Annotated in this window: 25 protein-coding genes; 6 read left to right on the forward strand and 19 right to left on the reverse strand. The window is 69.8% G+C overall.

Annotated elements, in window-relative coordinates:
* The 7 genes from DMB42_RS22615 to DMB42_RS22645 are packed head-to-tail and all read right to left on the reverse strand — an operon-like array spanning nucleotide 1 to nucleotide 9,059.
* Entirely contained in the window at nucleotides 1-930 is a 930-nt protein-coding gene (locus DMB42_RS22615) for a carbohydrate ABC transporter permease (RefSeq protein ID WP_125636993.1), read from the reverse strand.
* A gap of 3 nt (nucleotides 931-933) precedes the next feature.
* A complete protein-coding gene (locus tag DMB42_RS22620; protein WP_125636994.1) occupies nucleotides 934-2,223 on the reverse strand; it encodes an ABC transporter substrate-binding protein in 1,290 nt (429 codons plus the stop codon).
* A 35-nt stretch (nucleotides 2,224-2,258) separates the two neighbouring features.
* On the reverse strand, nucleotides 2,259-3,014 hold the full coding sequence (locus DMB42_RS22625) for an SDR family NAD(P)-dependent oxidoreductase (RefSeq protein ID WP_125636995.1): 756 nt from the start codon (nucleotides 3,012-3,014) through the stop codon (nucleotides 2,259-2,261).
* Complete coding sequence (locus DMB42_RS22630; protein WP_221762293.1) at nucleotides 3,011-4,207, reverse strand: ATP-NAD kinase family protein; 1,197 nt, start codon at nucleotides 4,205-4,207, stop codon at nucleotides 3,011-3,013. Before DMB42_RS22630 ends, DMB42_RS22625 begins: the two co-directional genes overlap by 4 nt.
* A gap of 24 nt (nucleotides 4,208-4,231) precedes the next feature.
* Nucleotides 4,232-5,788 carry an aminomethyl-transferring glycine dehydrogenase subunit GcvPB gene (gcvPB, locus tag DMB42_RS22635; RefSeq protein ID WP_125636997.1) on the reverse strand — a complete coding sequence of 519 codons (1,557 nt, stop codon included), beginning with the start codon at nucleotides 5,786-5,788 and terminating at the stop codon, nucleotides 4,232-4,234.
* Nucleotides 5,785-7,116, reverse strand: a complete 1,332-nt coding sequence (gene gcvPA, locus DMB42_RS22640) for an aminomethyl-transferring glycine dehydrogenase subunit GcvPA (RefSeq protein ID WP_125636998.1) — start codon at nucleotides 7,114-7,116, stop codon at nucleotides 5,785-5,787. The genes gcvPB and gcvPA overlap by 4 nt, the downstream gene beginning before the upstream one ends.
* Nucleotides 7,113-9,059, reverse strand: coding sequence for a beta-galactosidase (locus DMB42_RS22645; RefSeq protein ID WP_221762294.1), 1,947 nt, complete (start codon nucleotides 9,057-9,059; stop codon nucleotides 7,113-7,115). The genes gcvPA and DMB42_RS22645 overlap by 4 nt, the downstream gene beginning before the upstream one ends.
* A gap of 111 nt (nucleotides 9,060-9,170) precedes the next feature.
* On the opposite strand from DMB42_RS22645, the gene DMB42_RS22650 reads away from it, so the two are divergent.
* From DMB42_RS22650 to DMB42_RS22665, 4 genes are all read left to right on the forward strand, one after another.
* Entirely contained in the window at nucleotides 9,171-9,809 is a 639-nt protein-coding gene (locus DMB42_RS22650; RefSeq protein ID WP_125636999.1) for a GntR family transcriptional regulator, read from the forward strand.
* Between the two features lie 66 nt (nucleotides 9,810-9,875).
* Nucleotides 9,876-10,847: a pirin family protein gene (locus tag DMB42_RS22655; protein ID WP_125637000.1), complete on the forward strand. Its 972-nt coding sequence runs from the start codon at nucleotides 9,876-9,878 to the stop codon at nucleotides 10,845-10,847.
* A 66-nt stretch (nucleotides 10,848-10,913) separates the two neighbouring features.
* The gene (locus DMB42_RS22660; protein WP_221762295.1) at nucleotides 10,914-11,462 is read left to right on the forward strand and encodes a MarR family winged helix-turn-helix transcriptional regulator; all 549 of its coding nucleotides are present in this window, start codon (nucleotides 10,914-10,916) and stop codon (nucleotides 11,460-11,462) included.
* Nucleotides 11,459-11,824, forward strand: a complete 366-nt coding sequence (locus DMB42_RS22665) for a hypothetical protein (protein ID WP_125637001.1) — start codon at nucleotides 11,459-11,461, stop codon at nucleotides 11,822-11,824. The genes DMB42_RS22660 and DMB42_RS22665 overlap by 4 nt, the downstream gene beginning before the upstream one ends.
* Before the next feature lie 18 nt (nucleotides 11,825-11,842).
* Here DMB42_RS22665 and DMB42_RS22670 read toward each other — a convergent pair whose 3' ends face one another.
* From DMB42_RS22670 to ngcE, 6 genes are all read right to left on the reverse strand, one after another.
* Complete coding sequence (locus DMB42_RS22670; protein WP_125637002.1) at nucleotides 11,843-12,169, reverse strand: nuclear transport factor 2 family protein; 327 nt, start codon at nucleotides 12,167-12,169, stop codon at nucleotides 11,843-11,845.
* Nucleotides 12,166-13,236 carry a low temperature requirement protein A gene (locus DMB42_RS22675; RefSeq protein ID WP_185844811.1) on the reverse strand — a complete coding sequence of 357 codons (1,071 nt, stop codon included), beginning with the start codon at nucleotides 13,234-13,236 and terminating at the stop codon, nucleotides 12,166-12,168. Before DMB42_RS22675 ends, DMB42_RS22670 begins: the two co-directional genes overlap by 4 nt.
* A gap of 112 nt (nucleotides 13,237-13,348) precedes the next feature.
* Nucleotides 13,349-13,894 carry a superoxide dismutase family protein gene (locus DMB42_RS22680; RefSeq protein WP_125637004.1) on the reverse strand — a complete coding sequence of 182 codons (546 nt, stop codon included), beginning with the start codon at nucleotides 13,892-13,894 and terminating at the stop codon, nucleotides 13,349-13,351.
* Nucleotides 13,895-13,987: 93 nt separating this feature from the next.
* The gene (locus tag DMB42_RS22685; RefSeq protein ID WP_125637005.1) at nucleotides 13,988-14,842 is read right to left on the reverse strand and encodes a carbohydrate ABC transporter permease; all 855 of its coding nucleotides are present in this window, start codon (nucleotides 14,840-14,842) and stop codon (nucleotides 13,988-13,990) included.
* A complete protein-coding gene (locus DMB42_RS22690; RefSeq protein ID WP_125637006.1) occupies nucleotides 14,842-15,759 on the reverse strand; it encodes a carbohydrate ABC transporter permease in 918 nt (305 codons plus the stop codon). Before DMB42_RS22690 ends, DMB42_RS22685 begins: the two co-directional genes overlap by 1 nt.
* Before the next feature lie 4 nt (nucleotides 15,760-15,763).
* Complete coding sequence (ngcE, locus tag DMB42_RS22695) at nucleotides 15,764-17,161, reverse strand: N-acetylglucosamine/diacetylchitobiose ABC transporter substrate-binding protein (RefSeq protein ID WP_260477867.1); 1,398 nt, start codon at nucleotides 17,159-17,161, stop codon at nucleotides 15,764-15,766.
* Between the two features lie 204 nt (nucleotides 17,162-17,365).
* Between ngcE and DMB42_RS22700 the strand changes: the two genes are divergently transcribed.
* Nucleotides 17,366-18,631, forward strand: a complete 1,266-nt coding sequence (locus tag DMB42_RS22700) for an alkyl sulfatase dimerization domain-containing protein (protein WP_185844812.1) — start codon at nucleotides 17,366-17,368, stop codon at nucleotides 18,629-18,631.
* A 34-nt stretch (nucleotides 18,632-18,665) separates the two neighbouring features.
* On the opposite strand, the gene DMB42_RS22705 is transcribed toward DMB42_RS22700, so the two are convergent.
* From DMB42_RS22705 to DMB42_RS22730, 6 genes are all read right to left on the reverse strand, one after another.
* On the reverse strand, nucleotides 18,666-19,556 hold the full coding sequence (locus DMB42_RS22705; protein WP_125637009.1) for a hypothetical protein: 891 nt from the start codon (nucleotides 19,554-19,556) through the stop codon (nucleotides 18,666-18,668).
* Between the two features lie 80 nt (nucleotides 19,557-19,636).
* Nucleotides 19,637-20,179, reverse strand: coding sequence for an RNA polymerase sigma factor (locus DMB42_RS22710; RefSeq protein ID WP_125637010.1), 543 nt, complete (start codon nucleotides 20,177-20,179; stop codon nucleotides 19,637-19,639).
* Nucleotides 20,180-20,518: 339 nt separating this feature from the next.
* Entirely contained in the window at nucleotides 20,519-20,791 is a 273-nt protein-coding gene (locus DMB42_RS22715) for a hypothetical protein (RefSeq protein ID WP_125637011.1), read from the reverse strand.
* A 139-nt stretch (nucleotides 20,792-20,930) separates the two neighbouring features.
* Nucleotides 20,931-21,896, reverse strand: a complete 966-nt coding sequence (locus DMB42_RS53370; RefSeq protein WP_260477868.1) for a hypothetical protein — start codon at nucleotides 21,894-21,896, stop codon at nucleotides 20,931-20,933.
* 233 nt (nucleotides 21,897-22,129) lie between these two features.
* Nucleotides 22,130-23,344 (reverse strand): aminotransferase class III-fold pyridoxal phosphate-dependent enzyme, encoded by a 1,215-nt coding sequence (locus tag DMB42_RS22725; protein ID WP_125637012.1) that lies wholly within the window; start codon nucleotides 23,342-23,344, stop codon nucleotides 22,130-22,132.
* Nucleotides 23,341-24,282 (reverse strand): carbohydrate kinase family protein, encoded by a 942-nt coding sequence (locus DMB42_RS22730; protein WP_125637013.1) that lies wholly within the window; start codon nucleotides 24,280-24,282, stop codon nucleotides 23,341-23,343. Before DMB42_RS22730 ends, DMB42_RS22725 begins: the two co-directional genes overlap by 4 nt.
* 72 nt (nucleotides 24,283-24,354) lie before the next feature.
* Here DMB42_RS22730 and DMB42_RS22735 point away from each other — a divergent pair, with 72 nt between their 5' ends.
* A complete protein-coding gene (locus tag DMB42_RS22735) occupies nucleotides 24,355-24,939 on the forward strand; it encodes a TetR/AcrR family transcriptional regulator (RefSeq protein WP_125637014.1) in 585 nt (194 codons plus the stop codon).
* The last annotated feature ends 11 nt before the right edge of the window (nucleotides 24,940-24,950 follow it).

Genomic DNA, 24,950 nt, shown 5'->3' on the forward strand with positions numbered 1-24,950 from the left:
TCACGAGTCGTAGTGGACGAAGCGCTTCTGCGCGGCGAACTGGACCAGTGTCACGAGCAGCGTGAGCACCAGCAGGATCAGGGCGGCCGCGCTGCTCGGGCCGAACTCGAACTTCTTGAACCCCAGGTCGTAGATGTGGTACACGATCGTGCGCGCGCCCTCGTTGTCCTTGGGATCCACCAGTACGTAGATCTGGTCGAACGCCTGGAACGAGCTGATCACCGCGACCACGGACGAGAAGAAGATCGTGGGCGACAGCAGCGGCAGCGTGACCGACCGGAAGATCCGGAACGGACCCGCGCCGTCGATCCGGGCGGCCTCGACGACCTGCGGCGGGATCGTCTGCAGCCCGGCCATGAAGATGACCACGTTGAGGCCGAGCGAGGACCAGATCGTCACGACGGCGATCGCCACGATGACCCAGCTGGGGCTGAGCAGCCAGTCGGGGCCGCCGATGCCGAACCAGTTCCGGAGCGAGGTGTTCAGCACGCCGTTCTCGTCGCCGGCCAGGATGACCTGCCACATGAGGGCGACGGCCACCGAGCTGGTGACGACCGGCATGAAGTAGACGACCCGGTAGAAGTTGCTGCCCTTGATGTTGTTCAGGGCGACCGCGATCAGCACCGCGAGGGCGAGCCCGAAGGGCACGGTCAGGAACGCCAGCTTGATCGTGTTCCACACCGCGCGGCCGAACAGCGGGTCGGTGAGCTGGTCGGCGAAGTTGGACAGCCCGGCCCACGACTTCTCCCCGAGCCCGTCCCAGTTCATGAAGGCCAGCACCACGGAGAACCCGAGCGGGATGACCAGGAACACCACCAGCAGGCCGACCTGCGGCGCGAGGAACAGCGTGGCCCACCAGCCGTCCCGGTCGCGCAGCTTCTTGGCGGGCCGCGCGGCGGTCTTGCCGCGCGGCCCGGCGAGCACTGCCATCGGCTAGCCCAGCTTGCCGTCGACGAGGGACTGCAGCTCGGTCATGCCCTGCTCGAAGCCGAGCTTGCCCTGCCAGACCTTCATCAGGTGCTCGTTGATCGAGGCGGTCAGGCCGGGCACCGCGACCTCTTCGGGGTAGTTCGCGAAGCCGGTGTCACGCACGTCGAGGAACGTCTGGGCGTGCGCCGGGTAGTTGCCGGCCAGCACGATCTGCTCGGCGCCCTTGATCGACGGCACCGCGCCGCCGTCCTTGAGCCGCAGCGCCTGGCCCTCCTTGCTGACGAACTCCGTCAGGAAGGTGAAGGCCTCCTTGGCCTGCTTGGTGCCCTTGTTCAGCGACAGGTACGAGGCCGCCACCGCCCCGGGCATCGGCTCGCCGCTCTCGGACGGGAACGGGACGATGTCGTAGTTGTCCAGCTCGCCGCCCTTCTTGACGATGTCGATCACCCAGCGGCCGCCGGCGTAGAAGCCGACCTTGTGCTTGATGAACTGGGTGTTCCCGCTGTTGCTCGCGGGCTGCAGGTCCGCGCTCAGGAACGTCTTGTCCTGGTAGCCCTTGGCCAGGGTCTCCAGCGCCTTGCGGGACTTGGGGTCGGTGGTGGCGACGAACTTGCCGCCGTCCCAGACCTTGCCGCCGAAGCCGCTGACGACCGAGTACGTCGAGCCGTACCAGTTCCAGTAGACGGACCCGCCCAGGCCCGCGGCCTTGAGCTTGGCGTTCATGTCCAGGTACTTGGCCATGGTCCACTGCTTGGACGCGTTGAGGGTGGCCGGGTCCTCGGTGATGCCGGCGGCCTTCAGGGCCTTCTTGTCGTACCAGAGGACCTCGGGGTTGGTGTCGTTCGGGACGCCGTAGATCTGACCGTCCTTCTTGGCGCCGCCGTAAATGCCGTCGTAGAAGTCCTCGGGCTTGCTCTTGGAGTCGGCGCCCGCGAGCTGGTCGTTGAGCGGTGAGACGACCCCGGCGGAGACGAACTTGCCGATGTTGTCGTCGCCCACGAAGAACACGTCGGGAGCCGTGCCGCTGGTGAGCTGGGCCAGCAGTTTGGGGTGGTAGTCCTCGTACTTGGCGACGGACTCCAGCTTGAGCTTGATGTTCGGGTGACGCTGCTCGAAGTCCTTGGTGAAGGACTCGTAGAGCTTGACGTCCTCGGCCGATCCCCACGTGGACCAGCGGATGGTGACCTGCCCTGCGGCGGCGTTCCCGCTCACGCCGGGAACGTTCCCTCCACCGCCGCTGCAGGCGGTGGCGGCGGTGGCGAGCAGACCCAGTACGGCCAGCGCACGCTTCATGATGGGCTCCTTCGGGGGGGTGGTGCTGTTGAGGGCTACGCGAGCCCGCCGCCGTCGACGACGAGCGCGGAACCGGTGACGTAACTGGCGGCGTCACTCGCCAGGAAGAGGACGGCCTGGGCGATCTCCTCGGGGCTGCCCGAGCGGCCCATCGGCCGGTCGGCGGCGTCGGCCTCGAAGGCGGCCCAGTCCTCGTTGAGCTGGCGGGCCTCGTCCCGCAGCATGGGCGTGTTCGTGTCGCCGGGGTTGACGGAGTTCACCCGGATCCCGGCCTTGGCGTGGTCGATCGCCAGCGCCCTGGTCATGTTGACGACGGCCGCCTTGGAGGCGCAGTAGGAGATCGCGTTCCCACCGCCCTTGAGGCCCCAGCCGGAGCCCGTGTTGACGATCGAGCCGCCCTCGGTCATGAGCGGGACGGCGTGCTTGCACATCAGGAACACCGAGCGCACGTTGACCGCCATCACCCGGTCCCACTCATCGGCGTCGAGGTCGAGGACGGTGGTGCGGCGGATGATGCCCGCGTTGTTGAACAGCACGTGCAGGCCGCCGTAGGTGTCCACGGCCGTGCGGACGATGCGCCGGCAGTCCTCCTCCGCGGACACGTCCCCCTGGACGGCGACCGCGGCCGCCCCCGACGCCACGATCTGCTTGGCCGTCTCCTCGGCCCCCGCGCCGTCGATGTCGGCGACGACGACCTGGGCGCCCGCCTCGGCGAAGAGCAACGCCGTCGCGCGACCGATGCCGGAGGCACCACCGGTGACGATCGCGACCTTGCCATCGAGCCTGTTCATCCGTAGAACTCCTCACTTGCCGCACAAATGCGATAAATCGTGCTTTCGCGGTATCCGGTGATCACTCGTACGTGCCCGGCCAGCTTCCGGTCCAGTTCCTGGTCACCGCTGTCGGCCAGCAGCGGCCGCCCTCCGAGCCCGGCCAGCTTCTGCTGCGTCGCCAGCACGACCAGCCCGTCCCCACCCCCGGAGACACCGCTGGGATCGCCGCCTGAGACACCGCCGGGGACACCGCCGAGCACCTCGTCGAGCACCCGGGGGGAGACCTGCTGGTTGCCGCGTCCGAGCACGAAGCCCTGGCCGCCGATCACCGACAGCACGAGGACCGTCTCCCGGCCGCGTACCAGCTCGAACAGCTCCCCCTCGGTCACGTCGGCGGCCACCAGGTCGGCGCCGCCCGTACGGGCCTCGACCACGTCCACGCCGAGCAGCGTGGTGGCGAGCCCGAGCTCCCTGCCCACGGCCGCCGTGGTGGCGCCGGGGCCGAGCACGTAGCGCACCCCCGGCCGCAGCCGGGCCGCGATCTCCCGGGCGATGCCCTCGACCGTGGCCGGAGCCGCGTCCGAGGAGCCCGCCTTACGTCCCGACAAGGCCGCGCGACCTGCCGGGACGCGCAGGCTACCGTAGAGCCGGGGGCTGACGAGCCCGCGCCGGTAGCGCTCCTCGTCCAGGTCCACGACCTCGGCCTCGGCCGTCCCTGGCCGGGTCAGGAAGTCCGCGGCCACGAACCCGGCGGTGGCCGGGCTGAGCGCGAAGCACCCCGAGTACACCTTGACCCCGGCCGGGATCCCCAGCACGGGCGGCGCCGCCGCGCCCAGCTCCCGCACGGCGTCGAGCACGTCGCGGGCCGTGCCGTCGCCGCCGGCGAACAGCAGCAGGTCCACGTCCGCGAGCGCCATGACGGCCGCGCGCGTGTCCGCCGCGGTGGTCACGTCCTGGCCGCCGGAGGGCACCAGCTCGTACGGGACCGCGGCGGCGCGGGCGCTGTCCTCGCCCATGGCCCCCGCCACGGTCACCAGCCGGAGGCCGGGACGGCGGGCGAGCAGCGTGGCGACGGCCTGCGCGGCCCGCCGCCCGGCCTTGGGCTCGGCGCCCCTGGCCAGCGCGGCCCGCTGTACGCCGGCGCCGTCGCTGCCCTTGAGCCCCACGGCCCCGCCCAGCCCCGCGACCGGGTTGACGACCAACCCGACCACGCCGTTCCCTCCGGAGGCCATGGGTCAGCCGCCCGCGGACAGGTGCTTGCGCACGTAGGCGCGCCAGGTCGGCGCCCACTGCTTGGGGTCGTCCAGCGGCGTCGGGTCGATCTTGTGGATCGTCTGGTTGTACGGCGCGCCCTTGACGAACTCCGGATCCCGCCGCGCCTCCGAGGCGACGTGCTCCAGGATCGCCGCGTACTCGTCCAGGTCCTCCCGCGAGTACGACTCCGTCGGCTCCAGCGTGAACGGCTCGGGCACCAGGTACGGGTGGTGGCTGGTCCAGTAGTGGACCCCGAAGTCGGCGGCGCGCACGCCGATCTCCTCCGAGTGCACCCCCGTCTCCTCCGACAGCTCCTGCCAGGAGTAGCGGACCTGCTCGATCCTGCGCTGGTTCCACGGCGCCGAGGCCCCGGGGATCTGCAACACCTTGTGCATCAGGTAGTTGTTGTTCAGCGCCGCCGTCTCGGCCACCTCGCGCAGCCCCTTCGCGCCCAGAGTCATGATCCAGGCGTAGGCGCGCACGATGTTCGGGGTGACGCCGAGGAACGGCCGGATCTTGCCGACGGTCTGCGCAGGCGTCTCCAGCCCGTACGAGTCGCCGTCGAACGACACCACCGGCCCCGGCAGGAACGGTTCCAGGTCCGGCGAGACGCCGCAGGCGCCGGCCGCCGGGCCGCCGCAGGCGTGCGGCGTGGAGAACGTCTTGTGCAGGTTGAAGTGGCACAGGTCGAACCCGGCGTCGCGGGCCCTGGTGATGCCGAGGATGCCGTTGGCGTTGGCCTGGTCGTAGCAGGCCAGGCCGCCGACCTCGTGCACCAGGTCCACGAACTCCTTGATCCGGGAGTTGTAGATGCCGGTGTCCTCGGGGTTGGTGATCATCAGGGCGGCCGTGCGCGGGCCGACGGCGGCACGCAGGGCCTCGATGTCGGGCAGGCCGTTGGCGTCCGGCATGAGGGTGATGACCTCGTACCCGGCGGTCTTGGCGCAGGCCGCGTTCGACGGGTGCGAGAACATCGTGGTGATGACCTGGTCCCGGTGGCCCTCGCCGCGGGCGGCGTGGTAGGCCCTGATCATGGCGATGTTGGCGTAGATGGCCGCCGAGCCCGAGCCGGGCTGAAGCGACACGCGCGACATGCCGGAGATCTCGGCCAGCATGCGCTCCAGCCGCCAGTAGACCTCCAGCACGCCCTGCACGGTGTCCTCGTGCTGCAGCGGGTGCAGCTCGGCGATCGCGTTGGCGAACTGGTCGTTGACCTTGGGGCTGTACTTCATCGTGCAGGTGCCCTGGCCGACGTCGATGTTGAGGTCGACGCCCAGGTTCTCCTGCGACAGCCGCAGGTAGTGCCGGACCACGTGCGGCTGCGACATCTCGGGCAGCTTCGGCGGGGTGGCCCGCCCGACGCCCTTGGGCAGCTCGACCTTCTCCGCGCCCGGCTCGGGCACGGCCAGGCCGCGGCGGCCGGGGCGCGACAGCTCGAAGATGATCGGCTCGTCCCAGCGTGCCTGGTGGAAGCGGCGCAGCGGCGGCTTGGGCGCCACCGGCAGCTCCGCGAAGGACTCGGCTCCGTGCCCGCTCATGCCTGCACAACCTCCTGTACGGCTGCCGCGAGCCGGTCGATGTCGTCGATGGTGTGGCGTTCGGTCACGCAGACCAGCACCGTGCGCTCGTCCAGCGGGACCCCGCCGTAGATGCCGCGCTCGCGCAGCGCGGCCAGCAGCGCCGCGGAGTCGGGCACCTCGATCGCGAACTCGCGGAAGTGCACCGCGCCCTCGTGCCGGACGGTGACCGACCCGGCCAGGGCGTTCATGGCATAACGGGTACGGGCCAGGACGGTCTCGCCGAGGTCCTTCATGCCCTGCGGGCCCATGAGCGCGAGGTAGACCCCGGCCGTGATGCCCCACAGGGCGGCGGCGGTGCCCACCCATTCCTTGCCCTCCTCGCGCACGGCGAAGGAGGTGCGGTCGTAGAAGACGTCGCCGAAGCCGTACTCGCCGGGGACCTTCGTCGGCGCGATGCCGAACAGGCGCGAGGGGAACTCGGCGACCAGCGGCTCGTGGTCCTGGGTGGCGATGTAGCCGGCGTGGCCGCCGCCGTAGTTCTGGTGGATGCCGAGCGACTGGATGTCGCCGCAGACGATGTCGGCGCCGTAGGAGGCGGGCGGGGCCAGGACGCCCAGGGAGATGGGGTCGGCGCTGACGACCAGCCGCGCGCCGTGGGCGTGGGCGAGGTCGGCCAGCTCGCGGCCGCGGGTCTCGACGACGCCGTAGACGTTCGGGGTCTCCAGGTAGATCGCGGCGTAGGAGTCGTCGAGCGTGATCTCGCCCATCTGCCCGTCGGCGGCCACGGGGGCGAGCTCGACGGTGATGTCGGGGGCCAGGAAGTCGTGCAGCTTGCTCAGCTTGTCGGCGCTCACCGCGCCGGTGACCAGCACCTTCGACCGCTTGGTGTAGCGGCAGGCCATGCGCAGGGCGGTGCCGGAGGCCTGGAAGCCGTCGTAGGTGGGGACGTTGACGACGTCCATCTCCAGCAGCTCGCCCATCATGCTGACGTACTCGAACAGGGCCTGGAAGCGGCCGTGGTCCTCGTACGGCTCACCCGCGTACGCGGTCAGGAACTCGCTCCTGGAGTTGACCTCGTCGCAGACGGCGGGCACGTGGTGCGGGTAGCAGCCGTGGCCGAGGAAGCTGAGCGCCTCCTCGGTGTCGGTGTTCCGGTCGAACAGCCCCTTCATGTGGCGCACCAGGTCGCGCTCGGCGGTGAACGGCGCCGGCAGGTCGAGCGGCCGGTCGAGCCGCAGCTCGGCGGGGATGTCGGCGTAGAACTCATCGACGCTCGACGCGCCGACCGCCGCGAGCATCTCGGCTCGCACGCCCGGCTCGGCGTTGGGTATGTACGGGTGCGTCACTTGTCTCCTTCGATCCTGAGCACGACGGCGTCGCGAGGGGCCAGCTCGATGCCGCCCCGCAGTTCGGCCCCGGTGAGCAGGTCCGTCCCGGCGTACGGGAGCGTGACCTGCCGCGGAGCGGTGGTGTGGTTGAGGAGGAACAGGTGGCCGCCCCTCCTGACGGCCTCGACGCCCTCCGGCACGTCGACGCGCTCGATGCCGTCCAGCAGCGGCTCCAGCACCGGCGTCACGTCGTCGAGCACGCAGCCGACGTAGGTGACCGCGCCCTTGCGGGTGACGGCGGGCAGGCCGTCCAGGTCGCCGCCCTCGAACAGGGCGACGGGCTCGGCGCCCGCCAGCCTGATCCACTCGGCCCAGGTGCGGGCCTCGCCCAGGCCGGTCCGCTGGACCTGCCCGTCGGCGAGCGGCCAGAACTCCTCCACGGCGATGCCGAGCAGCCCGGCCAGCGGACCGGGCGCGCCGCCGGGGTGCACCCGGTCGCTCTCGTCCACCACGCCGCTGAACGGCCCCACGACGAGCCTGCCCTCGTACGCCTCCAGCGCCGCGGCCTGCTCGGCGGTGCACATGTAGAGGTTCGGGGCGATGACCAGCTCGTACGACGACAGGTCGCGGCCGGGCGGCGCCAGGTCCACGGCGATGCCCCTGGCGTGCAGCGGGGCGTACCAGGACAGGAGCAGTTCCTTGAGCTTGAGCCGGTTGGACGGCATGGACTCCGGGGCCTCCAGGGCCCACCAGCTCGGCCAGTCGAGCAGCAGCGCGACCTGGGCGCGGGTCCGCGTCCCCGCCACCTCCGACAGGTTGCGGAGGTCGCCGCCGAGCGCCAGGGTGTCCCGCCAGCCGCGGGTCCGCGTCCCGCCGTGCGGGAGCATGGCCGAGTGGAACTTCTCGGGGCCGTACCTGGCCTGCCGCCACTGGAAGAACATCACGCCGTCGGAGCCGTGGGCGAGCGCCTGGAGGCTGTGCAGGCGCATCATGCCCGGCGGCTTGGGGACGTTCACCTCGCGCCAGGACACCGCGGACGGCGCCGACTCCAGCAGCAGCCACGGGCCCTGCCGGAGCGAGCGCATGAGGTCGTAGCTGAGCGCCACCTGCACGTGGGAGCCGGGGTCGGCGGGGTCGGGGTAGGCGTCGTCGCTGACCAGGTCCTCGGCGGCGGCCCACTTCCAGTAGTCGAGGCCGTGCAGGATGCTCATGAAGTTCGTGGTGACGGGGACGCCCGGGGTGACCGCGCGCAGCGCCGCCTTCTCGGCCAGGAACAACTCCAGGAGCGCGTCGCTGCAGAAGCGCCGCCAGTCGAGCACCTGGGCGGGGTTGACCGGGCCGGGCGCCGTCCTCGGGGGCTCGACCTGGTGGAAGCCGGTGTAGTGCTGGCCCCAGCAGGAGGTGCCCCAGGCGTCGTTGAGGCCGTCCACGGTCGCGTACCGCGCTTCCAGCCAGCGGCGGAAGTGGCGGGCGGACTCCGGGCAGAAACATTCGAGTGTGTGGTCGGCGTACTCGTTGCCGATGTGCCACATGGCCAGCGCGGGGTGCTCGCCGTAGCGCTCGGCCATCGTGGTGGCCAGCCGTACGGCGTGCTCGCGGTAGACCGGTGAACTCGGGCAGTAGCCCTGCCGGGAGCCGAACTCCAGGCGCACGCCGTCGGCGTTGACCGGCATCATCTCGGGGTGCTCGCGCACCAGCCACGGCGGCGGCGTCGCGGTCGCGGTGGCCAGGTCGGCGGCGATGCCGTGCTCGTGCAGCAGGTCCAGCACCCGGTCAAGCCACCCGAAGTCGTACGAACCGCGCTCGGGCTCCAGACGTGACCAGGAGAACACCGCGACGGTCGCCATGTTGACCCCGGCCTCGGCCATGAGCCGCGCATCCTCGGCCCACACCTCCTCCGGCCACTGCTCCGGGTTGTAGTCCCCGCCGAACAGCAGCCCCGGTATCCGGGTCAGCCCCACTCGAACTCCTCGATCATGCAATGTAATATTTTGTATGCCGAATTCATAGTGCAGTATTTTGCATCACGTCAAGGGTTAAGATTCGGTTGTCCTGAACGAGAGGGAGTTGCCATGCCGATCGAGCGGCGACCGTTGCGCGAGCAGATCAGGGAAGAGCTGCTGAGCAGGCTTGATCGAGGCGACTTCGCCGCCGGGACCGACATAAACGAGGCGTCCCTCGCCGCCGATCTGGGCGTCAGCCGCACTCCCCTGCGCGAGGCGCTGATCACCCTGGCGGGCGAGGGCGTGCTGGAGAGCAACCAGGGGCGCGGCTTCCGGTTCGCCCCGGTGAGCAGGCGGGAGTTCAGGGAGCTGTGCGAGATCGTCGCCGCCCTGGAGGCGCTGGCCCTCGACTGCTCCGACCCGGCCCACCTGCGTTCCATCGCCCCCGACCTGGTGAAGCTGGCCCAGGACTTCCCCGACAACGTGGCCGAGCAGCAGATCATCGAGCGTCACGACGACGAGTGGCACGACCTGCTGCTCAGCGGCTGCCGCAACGAGCGCCTGCTCGACCTCATCACCAGCGTCAAGGCCGGCATGCGCCGCTACGCCCACCTGATCGCCGGTGACGACGCCCCCCTGGAACGCGAGGCCGCCGAGCACCGCCGCATCGCCGAGTTCCTTCAGACGGACGACCTGCCCAACGCCACCCAGGCCCTGCGCGACAACTGGATCAACGGCATGGAACGGATGATGTCCCGCATCCCGTGACCCCTCGCGGAATAGTTGAAAACTAAACTTGGTTGAGAGGGGCAGATCCGCTGGAAGGAGCGCGACATGCCCGCCGTAACCGTTGAGAACCCGCTCACCCTCCCGCGCATCCCCGAGCCGGTGGCGGGGATGCCGCAGCGGAAGGTGCTCGCCGTCGAGACCGCGCCCAGCGGCTTCGAGGGCGAGGGCTTCCCCGTACGCCGCGCCCTGGCGGCGATCAAGCTCGAATACCTCGACCCGTTCGTGATGATGGACCAGATGGGCGAGGTCGACTACGCGGCCGGAGAGCCCAAGGGCACGCCCTGGCATCCGCACCGCGGCTTCGAGACCGTCACGTACATGATCGACGGCGTCATGGAGCACCTCGACTCCAACGGCGGCGGCGGCACGATCACCAACGGCGACACCCAATGGATGACCGCCGCCTCCGGCATCCTGCACAAGGAGGCGCCGCCGGAGTGGCTCGTGCAGAAGGGCGGGCTGTTCCACGGCATCCAGCTCTGGGTCAACCTGCCGGGCGCCAAGAAGATGATCGCGCCGAAGTACCAGGACATCGGGCGTTCCAGTGTCGCGCTGCTGAGCAGCCACGACGGCGGCGCGCTGGTGCGGCTCATCGCCGGCGAGCTGGCGGGGAGCACCGGTCCCGGCAGCACGCAGACGCCGATCACGCTGCTGCACGCCACCATCACCCCGGGCGCGCGGCTGACCATGCCGTGGCGCAAGGACTACAACGCCCTGGTCTACGTGCTCTCCGGACGCGGCACGGTCGGCGCCGAGCGGCGGCCGCTGCACGACGGCCAGCTCGCGGTCTTCGACGGCTTCGGCAACCGGCCGGGCCTGACCACCGTGGGCGAGACCATCACGATCGACGCCAAGGACACGCTCGACGTGATCGTGCTGGGCGGCGAGCCGATCGGGGAGCCCGTGGCGCACCACGGCCCGTTCGTCATGAACACCCGCGCCGAGCTGGTCCAGGCCTTCGAGGACTTCCAGGCCGGCCGCCTCGGCACCATCCCCGCCGAACACGCCCACTCCTGACGTCCTGCCCCGGCGAAGGCCCGTGCATCACGCACAGGCCTTCGCCTTTTCTGGTAGAACTTCATTGTGAAGGACGTACATAAATTTGAGCAGGGGCCCGACGGCTCCTTCTTCGACCCATTGGCCAGGGCGGCCATGAGCGAGTTCCTCGGCGGCGGCGACACCGCCGAGTTCGAGGCCGCCGCCGCCGTACGGACGGCGTACCAGGCCGTCGAACGTATGCGCGCGCACGGCAGCGAGGGGCGCGGGCTCAGCTCGGGCGCCCTCGACGTACAGGCCCGCCTCGGCGCGGCGGGCGCCGGCGACGGCATCAGCATCGGTGAGCTGGCCCAGGCGGCCGGGGTCAGCTCGCGCAACGTCACCGGCCTGGTGGACACCCTGGAACGCGACGGCCTGGTCCGGCGGGTCCAGGACAGCCGGGACCGGCGTTCGGTGCTGGCCGTGATCACCGACGACGGCCGGGCGTGGATCGAGGCGTTCCGCACGCCGTCCAGGATGGCGATGCGGGCCATGTTCCACGGGTTCTCGGCCGCCGACCTGACGGCGCTGCGGCACCTGTGCCTGCGGCTGGCCGACAACCAGCAGCGGCTCTCAGCACACCTGGAGGGACGATGACGAGCACCCGCGAGGTGGTCAGGGCCTACCACGAGGCCAGGTTCCGCGGCGACGTACCGGCCGCGGCGGCGCTGATCGGCGCCGAGTTCTCCTTCAGGAGCCCGTTCGTCTCCTCCGCCGACCCCACCGGCCACCTGGCGGGCATCGAGAGCCTGGTGAGCGTGGTGACCGGCATCGACCTGATCAGCGAGCTGTACGGCGAGTCGGAGGCGACGCTCGTCTACGACCTGCACACCGCCACGCCCGCCGGGACGCAGCGTACGGCCGAGCACTTCAAGCTCGACCCCGACGGCCGGATCAGCGCCATCATGCTGATCTTCGACGCCGCACCCTGGCAGCCGATGGCCTCGCTGATCACGTGAACTGATCGGGTGAGCCGGTCAGGTGAGCGGCAGGGCGGCGGCGGTCTGGCGCCAGATCGCGCCGTCCCGCACGACCAGCGTGCCGAACGTGGTGACCCGGTTCCCGCCGACGGTCATGACCGCGTTGTAGAAGATCACGTCGTCCTCGATCCGGAGCGACGTGATCTCCTCCACGCGCGGCCCGGCCGCCAGGTAGGCGGTGAACAGGTCGCGGATCTCGGCGGCGCCCCTCGCGGCCCGGTCGAACCGGACGACCACGGCGTCGTCGTGGTACTGGGCGAGCAGGGCCTCCAGGTCGCCGTCGGCGATGGCGGCGAGCTGGCGGTCGAACAGGTCCTTGGTCACGGTGTGCCTTCCGGGGAGGGGCGCAGCAGGTCGTAGGCGACCTGCGCGGCGCCGTACAGGAGGATGAGCGGCAGCGCCGCCACGCCGGGCAGCGCGGACGAGGCGAGCGTGAGCACGGCGGCGGCCAGCCGGACGGCGCCGGCCCGCCGGTCGGCCGAGCACAGGTGTTGCAGGCCCAGCACGGCGAAGACCAGGGCCGCGGGCACCCCTACGGACCAGCTCGCGCCGGACGGCTGCACGAGCGCGTGCTCGATCCCGATGCCGAACGCCACCAGCCCCAGCGACAGCGGCAGGTGCGAGTACACCCACACCTGCCCGGCCAGCTTGGTACGCAGCACGACGGACTCGTCGACATGGGCGAAGTACAACCACCAGAAGGCCATGGCGATGGCCACCCCGGCCAGGGCGACCAGCAACACGGACGGCGTGACCTCGTGCCCCTTGAGCCCGGTGACCACGGCCGCGACCACCTCGCCGAGCACGATCACGACGAACAGCCCGAACCGCTCCGGCAGGTGCTCGCTCTGCGGCGGGAGCCGGCTCTGGTGGCGGCGGCTGAGCAGCGGCGTCGCCAGGTCGATCACCAGCGCGACGGCCCAGAACGCGTACCGCTGCGGCGGATCGACGGCGAGGGAGGCCAGCCAGACGGCCGCGGCGACGGTGAACCCGGCCGCGTAGCGCACGGTCAGCGGCCTGGCCTCGGGCACGTGCCGACCGGCCCGGACGTAGGCGACGATCAGCAGGATCCGGGCGGCGGCGTAGGAGAGCGCGAACAGGGCCGAGCGCTCCTCGATGTCGCTGACACTGGCCGCCATCGTGGCAACGGCCAGGATCTGCGGCAACGCGAGCAGACGATGGCTGACGTCGTCGGTGTCGAACCGGTTGGCGTAGAAGACGTAGCCCGCCCAGCACCACCAGACCGGTACGAACAGCCCGACGAAGGTGAGGACGCGACCCGCGTCGGCGCCGCCGGCCAGCAGGTCGGCCAGCTCCGCGACGGCGACGACGAAGACGAGGTCGTAGAGTAGCTCCAGCCAGGTGGCCCGGCGGGTCGCTTGTTCGAACAACCGTAAACGGGGCGGCTGCCACTGGCGGCTAGTCAACGCGAGACCTCCACTATGTAATTGTGTAATTATGCACGCTTTCGGCTGGTACGGCGTCAGCCCCGGCCCCCGTCGGCTAGTGCAGCGTCAGACAGGCCACCCGCGGACCCGCCTCGCCCGCGTGGGCGCCGCTCTTCGTGGTGGCCTTGGCGTGGATGACCAGCGACTTCGGCAGGGCGGCGGGGTCGAGGCTCCAGGAGTGGCGGGCCGTCGAGCGGCCCGCGCCCGACCCGTCGGTGGCGACGTCGAGCCACACCTCGCTGGCCGGGTCGGCGTGGCCGGGGTCGTGCTGGTAGTGGCCGCCCGCGTCGTCGGGGTCGGTGCCGCAGGTGGCGGTGTGCAGGTGGGCGCCGTAGTGGCGGTTGGGCAGGAAACCCTCCACGACCAGCGAGGTGCGGGTCGTGCCGCCGGCGGACTCGGCGGTGAGGCTGGCCAGCGCGCCCGCCGGGGCCAGGCGGCGGTCGTAGGCGATGGCGGCGGTGTCGTCCGAACCGAACTCGCCGGCGCCGCTCAGCGCCACCGCGCCCGCCGGGCTCGGCTTCGTGACCTGCTGCAACGGCGCCGGCGGCCCGGTGCAGGCCGCCGTCGTGAGCAGGACGAGCAGGAGTGCGGGCGCGCGCATGAGAAACCCCCCGGGTGTGCTGACGAGAGGTCACTCACTCTAATGAGTAGCCGGACGGCTACGCGACGTGTTCGGCGAATCGGCCGCCCGGCCTCACTTCAGCGCCCCCGAGCTGAGCCCCGACTGGATCTGCCGCTGGAAGATGATGTAGATGATCATCACCGGCAGGATGGTCATGCTGAGCGCGGCGAACAGGCCCGGCCAGTCCGCCTCGTAGCCGGCCCGGGTGGAGATCCTGGCGATGCCGAGGGTCAGCGGCCACTTCTCTGGCGCGCCGCCCATCAGCGCCAGGGGCAGCAGATACTGGTTCCACTGCCCCAGGACGTTGAAGATCGTGATGCTGACCAGGCCGGGCTTGGCCATCGGGACCATGATCTGGAAGAACGTCCGGGTGTGCGAGGCGCCGTCGATCAGCGCCGCCTCGGCGACCGCCTCGGGCAGCGTACGGAAGAACGCGGCCAGGAAGAAGATCGTGAAGGGCAACGAGTAGGCGATGTAGACGATGATCAGGCCGATGTGCGAGTCGAGCAGCCCGAACTGCTTGACGACGAAGAACAGCGGCCCGAGGGCCAGGAAGATGGGGAAGGCCAGCCCGGCGACGAAGTAGTAGTAGATCAGCTTGCCGCCGATGAAGTTGTAGCGCGCCAGCACGTACGCCGCCATCGAGCCGAACAACATCGTGCCCGCCGTGCCGAAGAACACGACGATGACCGTGTTCAGCATGTACTGCCCGACGTGCGCCTTGTCCCAGGCCCGGCCCCAGGCGTCCAGCCGCAGCGCCCCGGGGAGCTGGAGCGGGTCGCCGAAGATCTCGGTGTTGGTCTTGAACGAGGCCAGGAACGTCCACAGCAGCGGCAGGATGATCAGCAGGGCCCAGACGGCCAGGGCCACATGGGAGAGCCCGCTCAGCACGCCGGGGCGCGGCCTGCCCGCTCCACGCGAAGCCATCAGAGCTCAACCCTTTCACGCCTGGTCGTACGGAGCGTCAGCACGGCGAACGTCACGGTCAGGAAGAACAGCACCACGCCCATCGCCGAGGCGTAACCCACCTTGTGGTAGTCGAAGGCGGTCTTGTAGATGGTGATGGGCAGGATGGTGGTGGACCCGTCGGGCTCGCCCCGGTCCCCCGCCAGCACCTGGATCAGCGCGAAGCCGTCGAAGGCCGCGATGCCCAGGTAGATCCAGCCGACCTGGAGGGTGTCCCGCAGCAGCGGCAGCGTGATCGAGAAGAACAGCCGCACGCGGCCGGCCCCGTCGATCGAGGCGGCCTCGAAGTAGTCCTTGGGGATGGCGGCCATGCCGGCCGAGAACAGCACCACGTAGAAGCCGACGGCCTGCCAGACCATCACCGCGATGATCGACCACAGCGCCAGGCCCGGCTCGGTGAGCCAGCCGATGGGCTCGCCGAGCCCGAACCTGGCCAGCGTGCCGTTGATCACGCCGTCCTCGTCGGGACGGTAGATGGCCTGGAACAACACGCCGACCACGGCCACGGCGAGAACCTGGGGGAAGAAGAACACCACCCGGTAGAAATTCGACCCCCAGACCCCGCGCATTCCCGCGCCCCGGGTGCCGCCGCCGAGATTCAGCAGGAACGACAGGAACAACGCGATGACGATCGTCAGGAGCGGCAGCACGAGCAGGAGAATCCCGTGATTACGCAGGGCCTGCCAGAAAGTGTCGTCGTCGAACAACCGGCCGAAATTGTCCAGGCCCACGTAACGGACGACCGAGCTGACGCCGTTCCAGCTCGTCAGGGAGAGCTGGAACGCCTGAACATAAGGGCTGATCACGAAGACCGTGTAAAGCGCGACCGGGACGGCCAGGAACCCGATCACGAATCCATACTTGCGCAACCGCTCCATGTGCTCAGGCGCTCCGCGTCTGCTTGGTGATGGAGTCGTCCTTCTTGATGTCGTCGGCCTTCTTCTGCATGCGGGAGCAGAATTCGTCGGCGGTGATACGGCCGGACATCAGCACGTTGGTCTGCTCCCAGCCGTAGTCGAACAGCTCCTTGTACCAGCCCTCGAACCGGGCGTCGGTGATGATGTTCTCGCCGGCCGCGTCCTGCGCCTTGGAGGCGCTGACCAGGCCGGGCGGGAACCCGGAGCTGTCGGCGGCGCCGGTCACGACCGTGAGGTTGTTGGTCTTCTTGGTGAAGCCCGCCGCGCCCTCCTTCGACAACATGAGCCGCAGGTACTCCATGCCGCCCTGCGGGTTCTTGCCCTTCGCCGCGACGACGAAGTTCTCGCCCACGCCGACCTGGATCGCGCCGTACGGCATCTTGTCGGAGGCGGTGACGTCGGGGATGGGGGCGATGGCGTACTCGAAGTCGAGCGGGATGTCCTTGGTCATCTCGTTCTCGAGCCAGGAGCCGCACGGGTAGAACAGCACCTTGTTCTGGAGCTGCTTGACCTGGGTCTGGGTGTGGTCGAGGCCCAGGTACGCCTTGTCGCCGTACTTCTGCTGGATGCCCACCCAGGCGGCGACCGCCTGCTTCATCGCCTCGGCCTGCCAGGCGTTGTCCACCAGGTTGTCGATGTCGATGATGACCTGGTTGCCGCCGATCTTGGCGGCCGTGTAGAGGACGTTCCAGAGCTGGTAGTACGGGCCCTTCTTGCCCGGGTAGGCGAAGAGCGTGATGCCCTCCTTCTTGGCCGCCTCGCCGAGCGCGGTGAACTCGGCCCAGGTCTTCGGCACGCTCCAGCCCTTGGCGGCGAACAGCTTGGCGTTGTACCAGAGCGCCCGGTGGGACACCGTGTAGTTGAGCACCAGGTCCTTGCCGTCGAGCTTGCCGTTCTGCAGCACGAGCGGGGTGATCGTGTCGCGGACCTTCTTCGAGGGGTCGTCGAACGAGGGCGCGTCGTAGAGCGGGGTCAGGTCGGCCAGGTGACCCTCCGTCGCCAGGGCGGCCAGGTCGAGCGCCTCGGGGCCGGAGTTGTTGATCACGTCGGGCATGTCGTTGCCGACGATGCGCGGGCGGAGCTGGGTGCCGATCTGCTGGGTCGCGGTGTGCTTGACCGTGACGCCGGGATAGGCCTTCTTGTACAGCTCTTCGTGCAGGTCCTTGGCGTAGGAGTCGCCGTAGCCGCCGCTGAAGATGACCACTTCCAGCGGCTTCTTGGCGTCGACGCCGAAGGGGTTCTTGGGGTCCGCCGAGGCCGCGATCGACGTGGCGGGCGCTGCCGAGGGCTGGTCGCCGCCACCGCCGCTGGTGGCGCAGGCGCTCAGCAGGCTCGCGCCGGGGCCGGCCACGAGCGCGGTCATGCCGATACGGCGGAGCAGCTGACGCCGAGTTATCTCGCCCGGGTGGGTCATGGGGGCTCCCGAAGAGGATCAGTTAGGAAAGTTTCCTAAACGTTTGCCCGAACGTACGAACGGCCGCCGACACGCGTCAAGGGGGCGCAATCGAGACGTGACCTTGCCGTGATCCCTTGTCTAGAAGGTCGTTCTAGAAGGATGGTGGGTCACATGATTATCGAATACGCGGACCGGGTGTGGCGCGGCGAGTCTGACGACAGCATCGTGGACACGGGCATGGAGGGCAAGGGCGTCCAGACTGTCACGAACGGCGTGGGCTGGTGGCCCGGATTCGGTAACGCGATCACGTTCGAGACCGAGGGTGAGCTGCTGCTCTTCGACACCGGCGGACCGTGGGCCGCCGCCCGCCTGCACGAGGACGTACGCCGCTGGTCCCGCGCGCCGCTGACCACCGCGTTCTACTCCCACGGTCACGTGGATCACGTCTTCGGTACGGGGCCATTCGAGCAGTCCGGCCCGCGAGCCACAATTTATGCCCATAAGGCAGTTGTTGAGCGGTTTGAGCGTTATGTCCTGACAAACGGTTATAACACGGTGATCAACCAGCGGCAGTTCCAGAACACCCGTCTCCGCTGGCCCATCGACTACCGGCGGCCCGACGTGACCTACACCGACGCGCTGACCGTACGGCGCGGCGGGCTGACCTTCGACCTGCTGCACGCCAAGGGCGAGACCGACGACGCCACCATCGGCTACGTGCGCGAGCACCGGCTGCTCCTGCCCGGCGACCTGTTCATCTGGGTCACGCCCAACTGCGGCAACCCGCAGAAAGTGCAGCGCTACCCGCGCGAATGGGTGCACGCGCTGCGCCGGATGGCCGCCCTCGACGCCGAGATCATGTTGCCCAGCCACGGCGCGCCCGTCTTCGGCGCCGACCGCGTCCGGCAAGCGTTGCTGGAGACCGCGGAATGGCTGGAGTCGATCATCACGCAAACGCTCGACCTGCTCAACGCGGGCGCCAGGCTCGACGAGATCGTGCATTCCGTGAAACCGTCCGAACGTTATTCCGACCACCCTTACCTGCGGGCCCGCTACGACGAGCCGGAATTCGTCGTACGCAATCTCTGGCGCCTTTACGGCGGCTGGTACGACGGCAATCCGGCCAATCTCAAACCGGCTCCGGACGCCGTTCTCGCCAAATCCGTGGCGGAACTCGCGGGCGGCCCGAACGCGCTCTGCGACGCGGCGCTCAAAGCCCTTTCCGAAGGCGACGAACGACTCGCCGGACATCTCGCGGAAATGGCCGCTCTGGCTGCCCCTGACGACCCGGGAACACACCGGGTCAGGGCCCAGGTTTTCGCCGCCCGGGCCGCCGGAGAACAGTCGCTCATGGCAAAGGGCATTTTCTCCTGGGCCGCCGCGGAATCCTCGGCCAGGACGGATCCGGAAACCCCGGCACGCCCCGAAGACGTTTAGACGCTATCGAGGTCGGTGCCGGGGTTCCGCGAAATCAGGGACTGCGCCAGCCGGACGGTGGGCGTGCGGCCCTCGGCAGGGAGTCCATGGGGACGTCGGCGGGAACCACGACGTCCATCCGCACCGTGTCGGAGGCGACCTTGATCGCGCTGTCGACGATCCAGTCGTCCTTGACGTGTTCCGAGGCGACGTCATAACCGCCGCCGCTGCCGTCGGGCTTCATCCACAGCGCCACGTACTCGATCTTCAAGCCGCGCCGCGACAGCTCGGCCTTCGCGTGCGAGACGGGCTTGCCCGTGAGCTTGACGCCCGCCACGCCGTCGGCCGCCACGCCGATTGTGCTCGGCGCCCGCGCGGCGTACCGTTCGCCGGGCCTGGCCGGGCGTCCGATCCCGAAAATGACCTTGCCCTTGTACCCGGTCGGCATGGAGACGGTGCCGCACCAGACCGACGCGCAGGTCTCGCCGCCGCGGACGGTCACGCCGGTCCCCGACGGGAACTCCCCCGGGGTGGCCGGGCCGAACAACATGCCCGCGTACTCGGGCGCGACGGGGATCTTCTGCACCGTGGCGTCCAGGCCGACGGCCCTGAACGCCTCGGTGTAGATCGCCGCGTCCGCCTCGGGGTCGGTGATGACGACGTCGATGAAATCGTCGCCGGTCTTGAGCGTGACGGCGGCGTTGGCGTACTCGGTGGCCGGGCCGCCGAGCGGGAGCATGACGGCGAGCACGGCGGCCAGCCCGGCCGCCACCACCCCCAGCAGGAACATCCTGCGCGGCGCGCGGCGGCGCGGGCTCCTGACGGGCCCGCGCTCCTCGGCCGTGATCGACTCCATGAGCGCCCGCGCCCCCGCGCCGGACGCCCGCCCCACCGGCTCCCCCGCCAGTACGTCGTCACGCACACGGGCGAGATCGGCGATGTTCACAAAGGGCTCCTTGTCCGGCAACGAGCGAGATCGACCCTTCACAAAAGGCTCCTTGTCGGGCAGCGAGCGAGATCGACCCTTCACAACGGGCTCCCTTCGAGGGCGACAGCTTGCGTGTGCTCGACCCCTGCCTCGGTCAGGCGGCGGGCGAATCGCCGTCGAGCCCGGTAGAGCCGGACCCGTACGGCGTTGCGGGTGATGCCGAGGGTCCTGGCGATCTGGCCGGCGTCCAGCTTCTCCCAGGCGACCAGGGCGAGCAGCTCCCTGTCGTCGTCGGAGAGCGTGCCGAACGCCTGGGCCAGCGGCGCCAGGTCCTCGGCGGTCAGGCCGGCGGACAAGGGCGCGGCGGCCAGTCGCGCACGCAGGGCCTCGGTACGCCGCTCGTGGCGGCGCTCGCCGCGCCTGTGGTTGGCGAGCGCCTTCCTGGCCACCCCGTACAACCAGAGCCTGGCCTCCTCCCCGTGCGGCACCTCCTCGATCCGCCGCCAGGCGATCATGAACGTCTCCGCCACGACGTCGGCCGCGTCGTCGGGATCAGGGCATCGGCGCAGCGCGTAGCCGAGCAGGGGTCGGTAGCAAGATGCGTAGAGCTCCTCGAACCGGCTCTCGGGATCGGCTCCCATCCGGTCTCCTCACGTGGACGTCAGCAACACCTCCCCCATGTCCGGATTTTTCCCAGCATTACAGGCTTTGAGGGGAGAGGTCAGATTTTCCACCTCGATCAGAAAGGTTGGCCGGGCGCGTTCAGTCGCCTCCCGTTGGCGCCCTGCTACCGGAGGGTCCGCGGCCCCAGGGCGAGGGAGTCCCGCAGTCCGGAGTCGGCGAGGCTGAACGCCATGCCTCGCCGCCCGTCGGAGACGGGGACGTCCCGGGACACCGTGATCCCCTTGATCGAGCGCAATGCGCGGAAGACCGCGGCCCATCCGCCACCGATCCACCATCTGGCCGGGCCGTCGGAACCCCTAACAGCGCTGCTCGTCCAAGTCGTCGAACACATCCTGGGCAGACTGAACGCTGACCGCACGCAAAGCCCACCGCTTGAACAGATCGACATCGGTACAGGCACTGATCCGCGCCCGAACGTCCTGGGGAACATCAATCCCGCGCGCGTCCAGCAGGGACAACACAATCTCTGACCAGATTTCCTGGATGCCTTCCGCGCGGCCGTCCGCGCGGCCCCGGCCGTAGTGCTGGCGCGCGAAAGGGCTGTAGACCGGCCAAGCAGCGGATGTCATGATCCCCCATCGAACGCCGAAATCAGATGAGCAGAAACGACACGACGGGGAACCATCCCCCTCGATCGCCTCCCGACCAACCGGTCGACCGGCCGTGGCCGTCGGACCCCCGACGACCACGCCACCTGCTAACCCGCCCCTAGCGGCGCTCCTCATCCGAGTCGTCGAACACATCCTGGGCAGACTGAACGCTTGCCGCACGCAGAGCCCAGCGCTTGAAGAGATCGACATCGGCACAGGCACTGATCCGCGCCCGAACGTCCTCGGGAACATCGATCCCGCGCGCGTCCAGCAGGGACAACACGATCTCTGACCAGGTTTCCTGGATACCTTCCGCGCGGCCCTCCTGGATGCCCTCCGCCCGGCCCTCCTGGATACCTTCCGCGCGGCCCTCCTGGATGCCTTCTGCCCGGCCCTCCTGGATGCCTTCCGCGCGGCCCTCCTGGATGCCTTCTGCGCGGCCTCGGCCGTAGTGCTGGCGCGCGAAGGGGCTGTAAACGGGCCAGGCAGTGGACGTCATGATCTCCTCCAAGATGCGCCTGATCTCGGGCACGGACATGCTGTATGCGTATTCACTATACTTCGGAGCGTGTTCGTCGCGGGTCTCCGCCAGCGCGGCGGTGAACGCCTCGACCACCTTCCGGTCGCGCCCGTGGATCATGACGGACATGACCGCGAGCTCCAGGTGGGCGGCAGCCTCGTACGGATCGGTGATGGCGGGGACGTCGCCCGGCCCCAGCACGCACGCCTGGAGCCGGTAACCGGTCAGCCCCGAGTCGATCGGCCGGGAGTAGTGGGCGGCGGTTGCCCGGTCGGGACAGACGACCAGGACGGTCACGTCACACTTGAGCATCAGCCACAGCGAGGCGGCGTAGCGGGCCAGCTGCCGCGGCTCCTTGGACCTGTCGTGCTGGACCTCCACGATGATCGCGTGCGCGGGACTCTGCGGCGGGCCGAGCACGATGGTGATGTCCGGCTCGATGTCGTCGGACGGCCGGGTGTTGAACGTACGGTCCTCCTGCCGGACCAATGGAGTGTCGGGCAGGTCCACGCCCATGAGGTCACGCAGGATCTCGACCGCCAGTTGCGGGCGGTCGACGAACATCTGCCTGAGGGCGTCGTGTCGGGGGGGACGGCATGGCACTTATTGTCACATAGTGAACGCGCAGGGTAATCATGTTCGAGTGAGTGGACGGCTGCCCCGGTTGGCGGTTCTTCCGTCCGCGGAGATGGGCTCTCCGCTGCTGGGAGGCTGGCTTCCGCAGGCCCGCCCGATGACCAGGCGACGGGCGGGCCGACCACAGGCGCCGAAGGCGCCACCCTGGCAGCGTGCGCGGGTCAGGCGAAGTGGGTGCGGGTTTCGGCGAAGGCCTGGTCGGTGCCCTCCAGTGCGCGGGCCACGTCCTGTTCCGTGTGGGCCGCCGACATGAACCAGTTGTGCCACGGGTGCAGGTACACACCGTGCCGGAGGCACGCGTCGCTCCAGTACAGGGCTGTGGACAGGTCGGCGTCGCCGTCGAAGCTGAGCCACGGGATGGTCACCGGGCCGGTCTGGTTCACGACGAAGCCATGGGACTTGGCCTGGGCGTACAGGCCCTCTCTGAGCTGGGTGCCGGCGCGTTCCATGGCGGCGATGCCGTCCGTGTCGCGCAGGGTCTCGATGGTGGCCTTGGCTGCGGCCATCGCCACCGCCGAGAACCAGAACGAGCCGGTCGTGTAGAGCGTCTGCGCCGGTCCGCGCAGGGCGTCGGTGCCGGTGACGGCGGCGATCGGGTAGCCGTTGGCCATGGCCTTGGACCAGGCCGTGAGGTCCGGCCGCACCCCGTACGGCTCCCACGACCCCCGCAGGTCGATCCTGAACCCCGCCCGCACGTCGTCGATCACCAGGGCCGCCCCGAGACGGTCGGCCAGGGCGCGGGCGCCGCGCGCGAAGGCGGGCTCCACGAGTTCCTGGTCCTCGAAGGAGTCGTGCTTGAAGGGGGTGCAGATGATCGCCGCGACGTCGCCCTCGACGGTCGCGGCGGCGGCCTCCAGGGACTCCAGCGAGTTGTAGGCGAACTCGACCAGGTCGGCGCGCTCGTTGGGGGTGGTGCCGGCCGGCGAGGGGGTGCACCAGGGGTCGGCGCCGTGGTACGCGCCGTGCGCCATCAGCACCTTCGTACGCCCGGTGGCGGCACGGGCGACCATGAGCGCCTGGGTGGTGGCGTCGGTGCCGTTCTTGGAGAACATCGCCCAGTCGGCGCTCGGCACGGTGTCCACCAGCAACTCGGCCAGCTCGACCATGATCGGTCCGGGGCCGTTGAGGCAGTCGCCGAGCGCGAGCTGGCGGGCGGCGGCCTCCTCCACGCGCGGGTGGCGGTGCCCGAGTACGACCGGGCCCCAGCTGCACATGAAGTCGATGTACTCACGCCCGTCCACGTCCCATTGGCGGCAACCCTCGCCGCGCTGGAAGAACTGGGGATAGCCGGGGGCGAAGATGGCCGCGTTGAGGTGCCCGTACATGCCGCCGGGGACGACCTTCAGCGCGCGCTCGCGGAGTTCGGCGTCTGTCATGCGAGAGTCCTTAGGGTGGATTCGAGGTCGGTGAGGCCCGCGTCGGAGCCGAGGCCGGTGGCCACGCGAGCCGCCGCGGCGGTGCCCCAGCGGGCGGCCTCCAGCACGTCGCGACCGTGCAGGAGCCCGGTCAGGAACCCGGCGCAGTACGCGTCGCCGCACCCGGTCGTGTCGGCGACGTCCGTCTTCAGCGCGGGCACCGGTACGGGGTCGCCGTCGGCGGTCACCACGAGGCTGCCGGCCGCGCCGAGGGTGACGAGCACGCCCTTGGGGCCGTCGGCCAGCAGGGTCGCGGCGGCGGTGGCCACATCGGCGTCGCCGGTGAGCCCGGTCGTGAGCCCGGCCATGAGCAGGGCCTGCGACTCGTTGGGCAGCACGTAGTCCACGTGGGGCAGGAACGCGCGGGCCATCCCCAGCAGGTCGGGCAGCTCGGACAGCAGGTCCATCGTGACGATCGTGCCCGCCGCCCGTACCTCGTCGAGCAGGGCGAAGAAGGCGGGGTCGCCCAGCCCGAACGTGACGTCCACGCCGCCCAGGTGGATCGCCCGCGCCCGGCGCAGTACGTCGAGGTCCAGGTCGGCGAGGGTGACGCCGAGGTTGGCGCCGGGTACGTGGAAGCTGGGCCGTCCGCCGTCGGGGCGGATGGGCAGGATCGAGGCGGCGGTCTGCTCGCCGGCCCTGCGGACCAGGCGCGAGGCGTCCACGCCGCGCTTGGCGAGGACGGCCACCAGGAAGTCGCCGAGCTCGTCGTCCCCTATCGCGCCCATGGTGATCACGTCGTTGCCGAGTTTGACCAGGTCCACGGCTGTGCCGGCGGCGGCGCCGGCGGCCGTGAGGCGGATCTGCTCGACGAGTACGGTGTCCTGGCCCTCGGGGATGTGTTCGACGGGCCTGGCGAGGATGTCGACGATGTGCACGCCGACCGTGGCGACGGTCATGGGCTAAATAGACAGACGTCCGAATAAAAAGTCAATATGGTAGGAGTCGTTGCGAGAAGAGGGGGGATCCCGGTGCCGAAGATCGTCGATCACGATGAGCGCAGGGCGGAGGTCCTGTCGGCGGCCCGCAGGGTGATCGTCAGGGACGGCATCGACGCCGCCACCACCAGGGCCATCGCCAAGGAGGCCGGCTACTCCAACGGCGTGCTCGCGCACTACTTCGCCGACAAGGACGAGATCCTGCTGTCCGCGCTGCGCCAGTCGCACCAGCGCATCAGGGCCCGGCTGACGCGCAAGGTCGAGGGCGTCACGGGCCTGGCCGCCCTGCGCGAGGTGCTGCTGGACAACCTGCCGCTCGACGGCGAGCGTACCCAGGAGAGCCGGCTGGAGGTCAGCTTCTGGAGCCGCAGCCTCGCCTCGGAACGGCTGGCCGAGGTCCGGCGGGCCGAGGCCGACGAGCTGCGCGCCGCCGTACGGGAGCTGCTGGGCCAGGCCAGGGCGGCCGGCGAGCTGCGCACGGACGGCAACCTCGACGACCTCGCCGAGCACCTGCTCGCCCTGGTCGACGGCGTCAGCCTGCACCTGCTGCTCTACCCGGGCCGGCTCACCCGCGTCGACCTAGAACGCCTGATGTTGCAGGCGCTCGACCGCCTCTGACGGTGGAAGTA

The sequence above is a fragment of the Nonomuraea sp. WAC 01424 genome (genome assembly GCF_003947315.1).
Classification (GTDB): domain Bacteria; phylum Actinomycetota; class Actinomycetes; order Streptosporangiales; family Streptosporangiaceae; genus Nonomuraea; species Nonomuraea spiralis.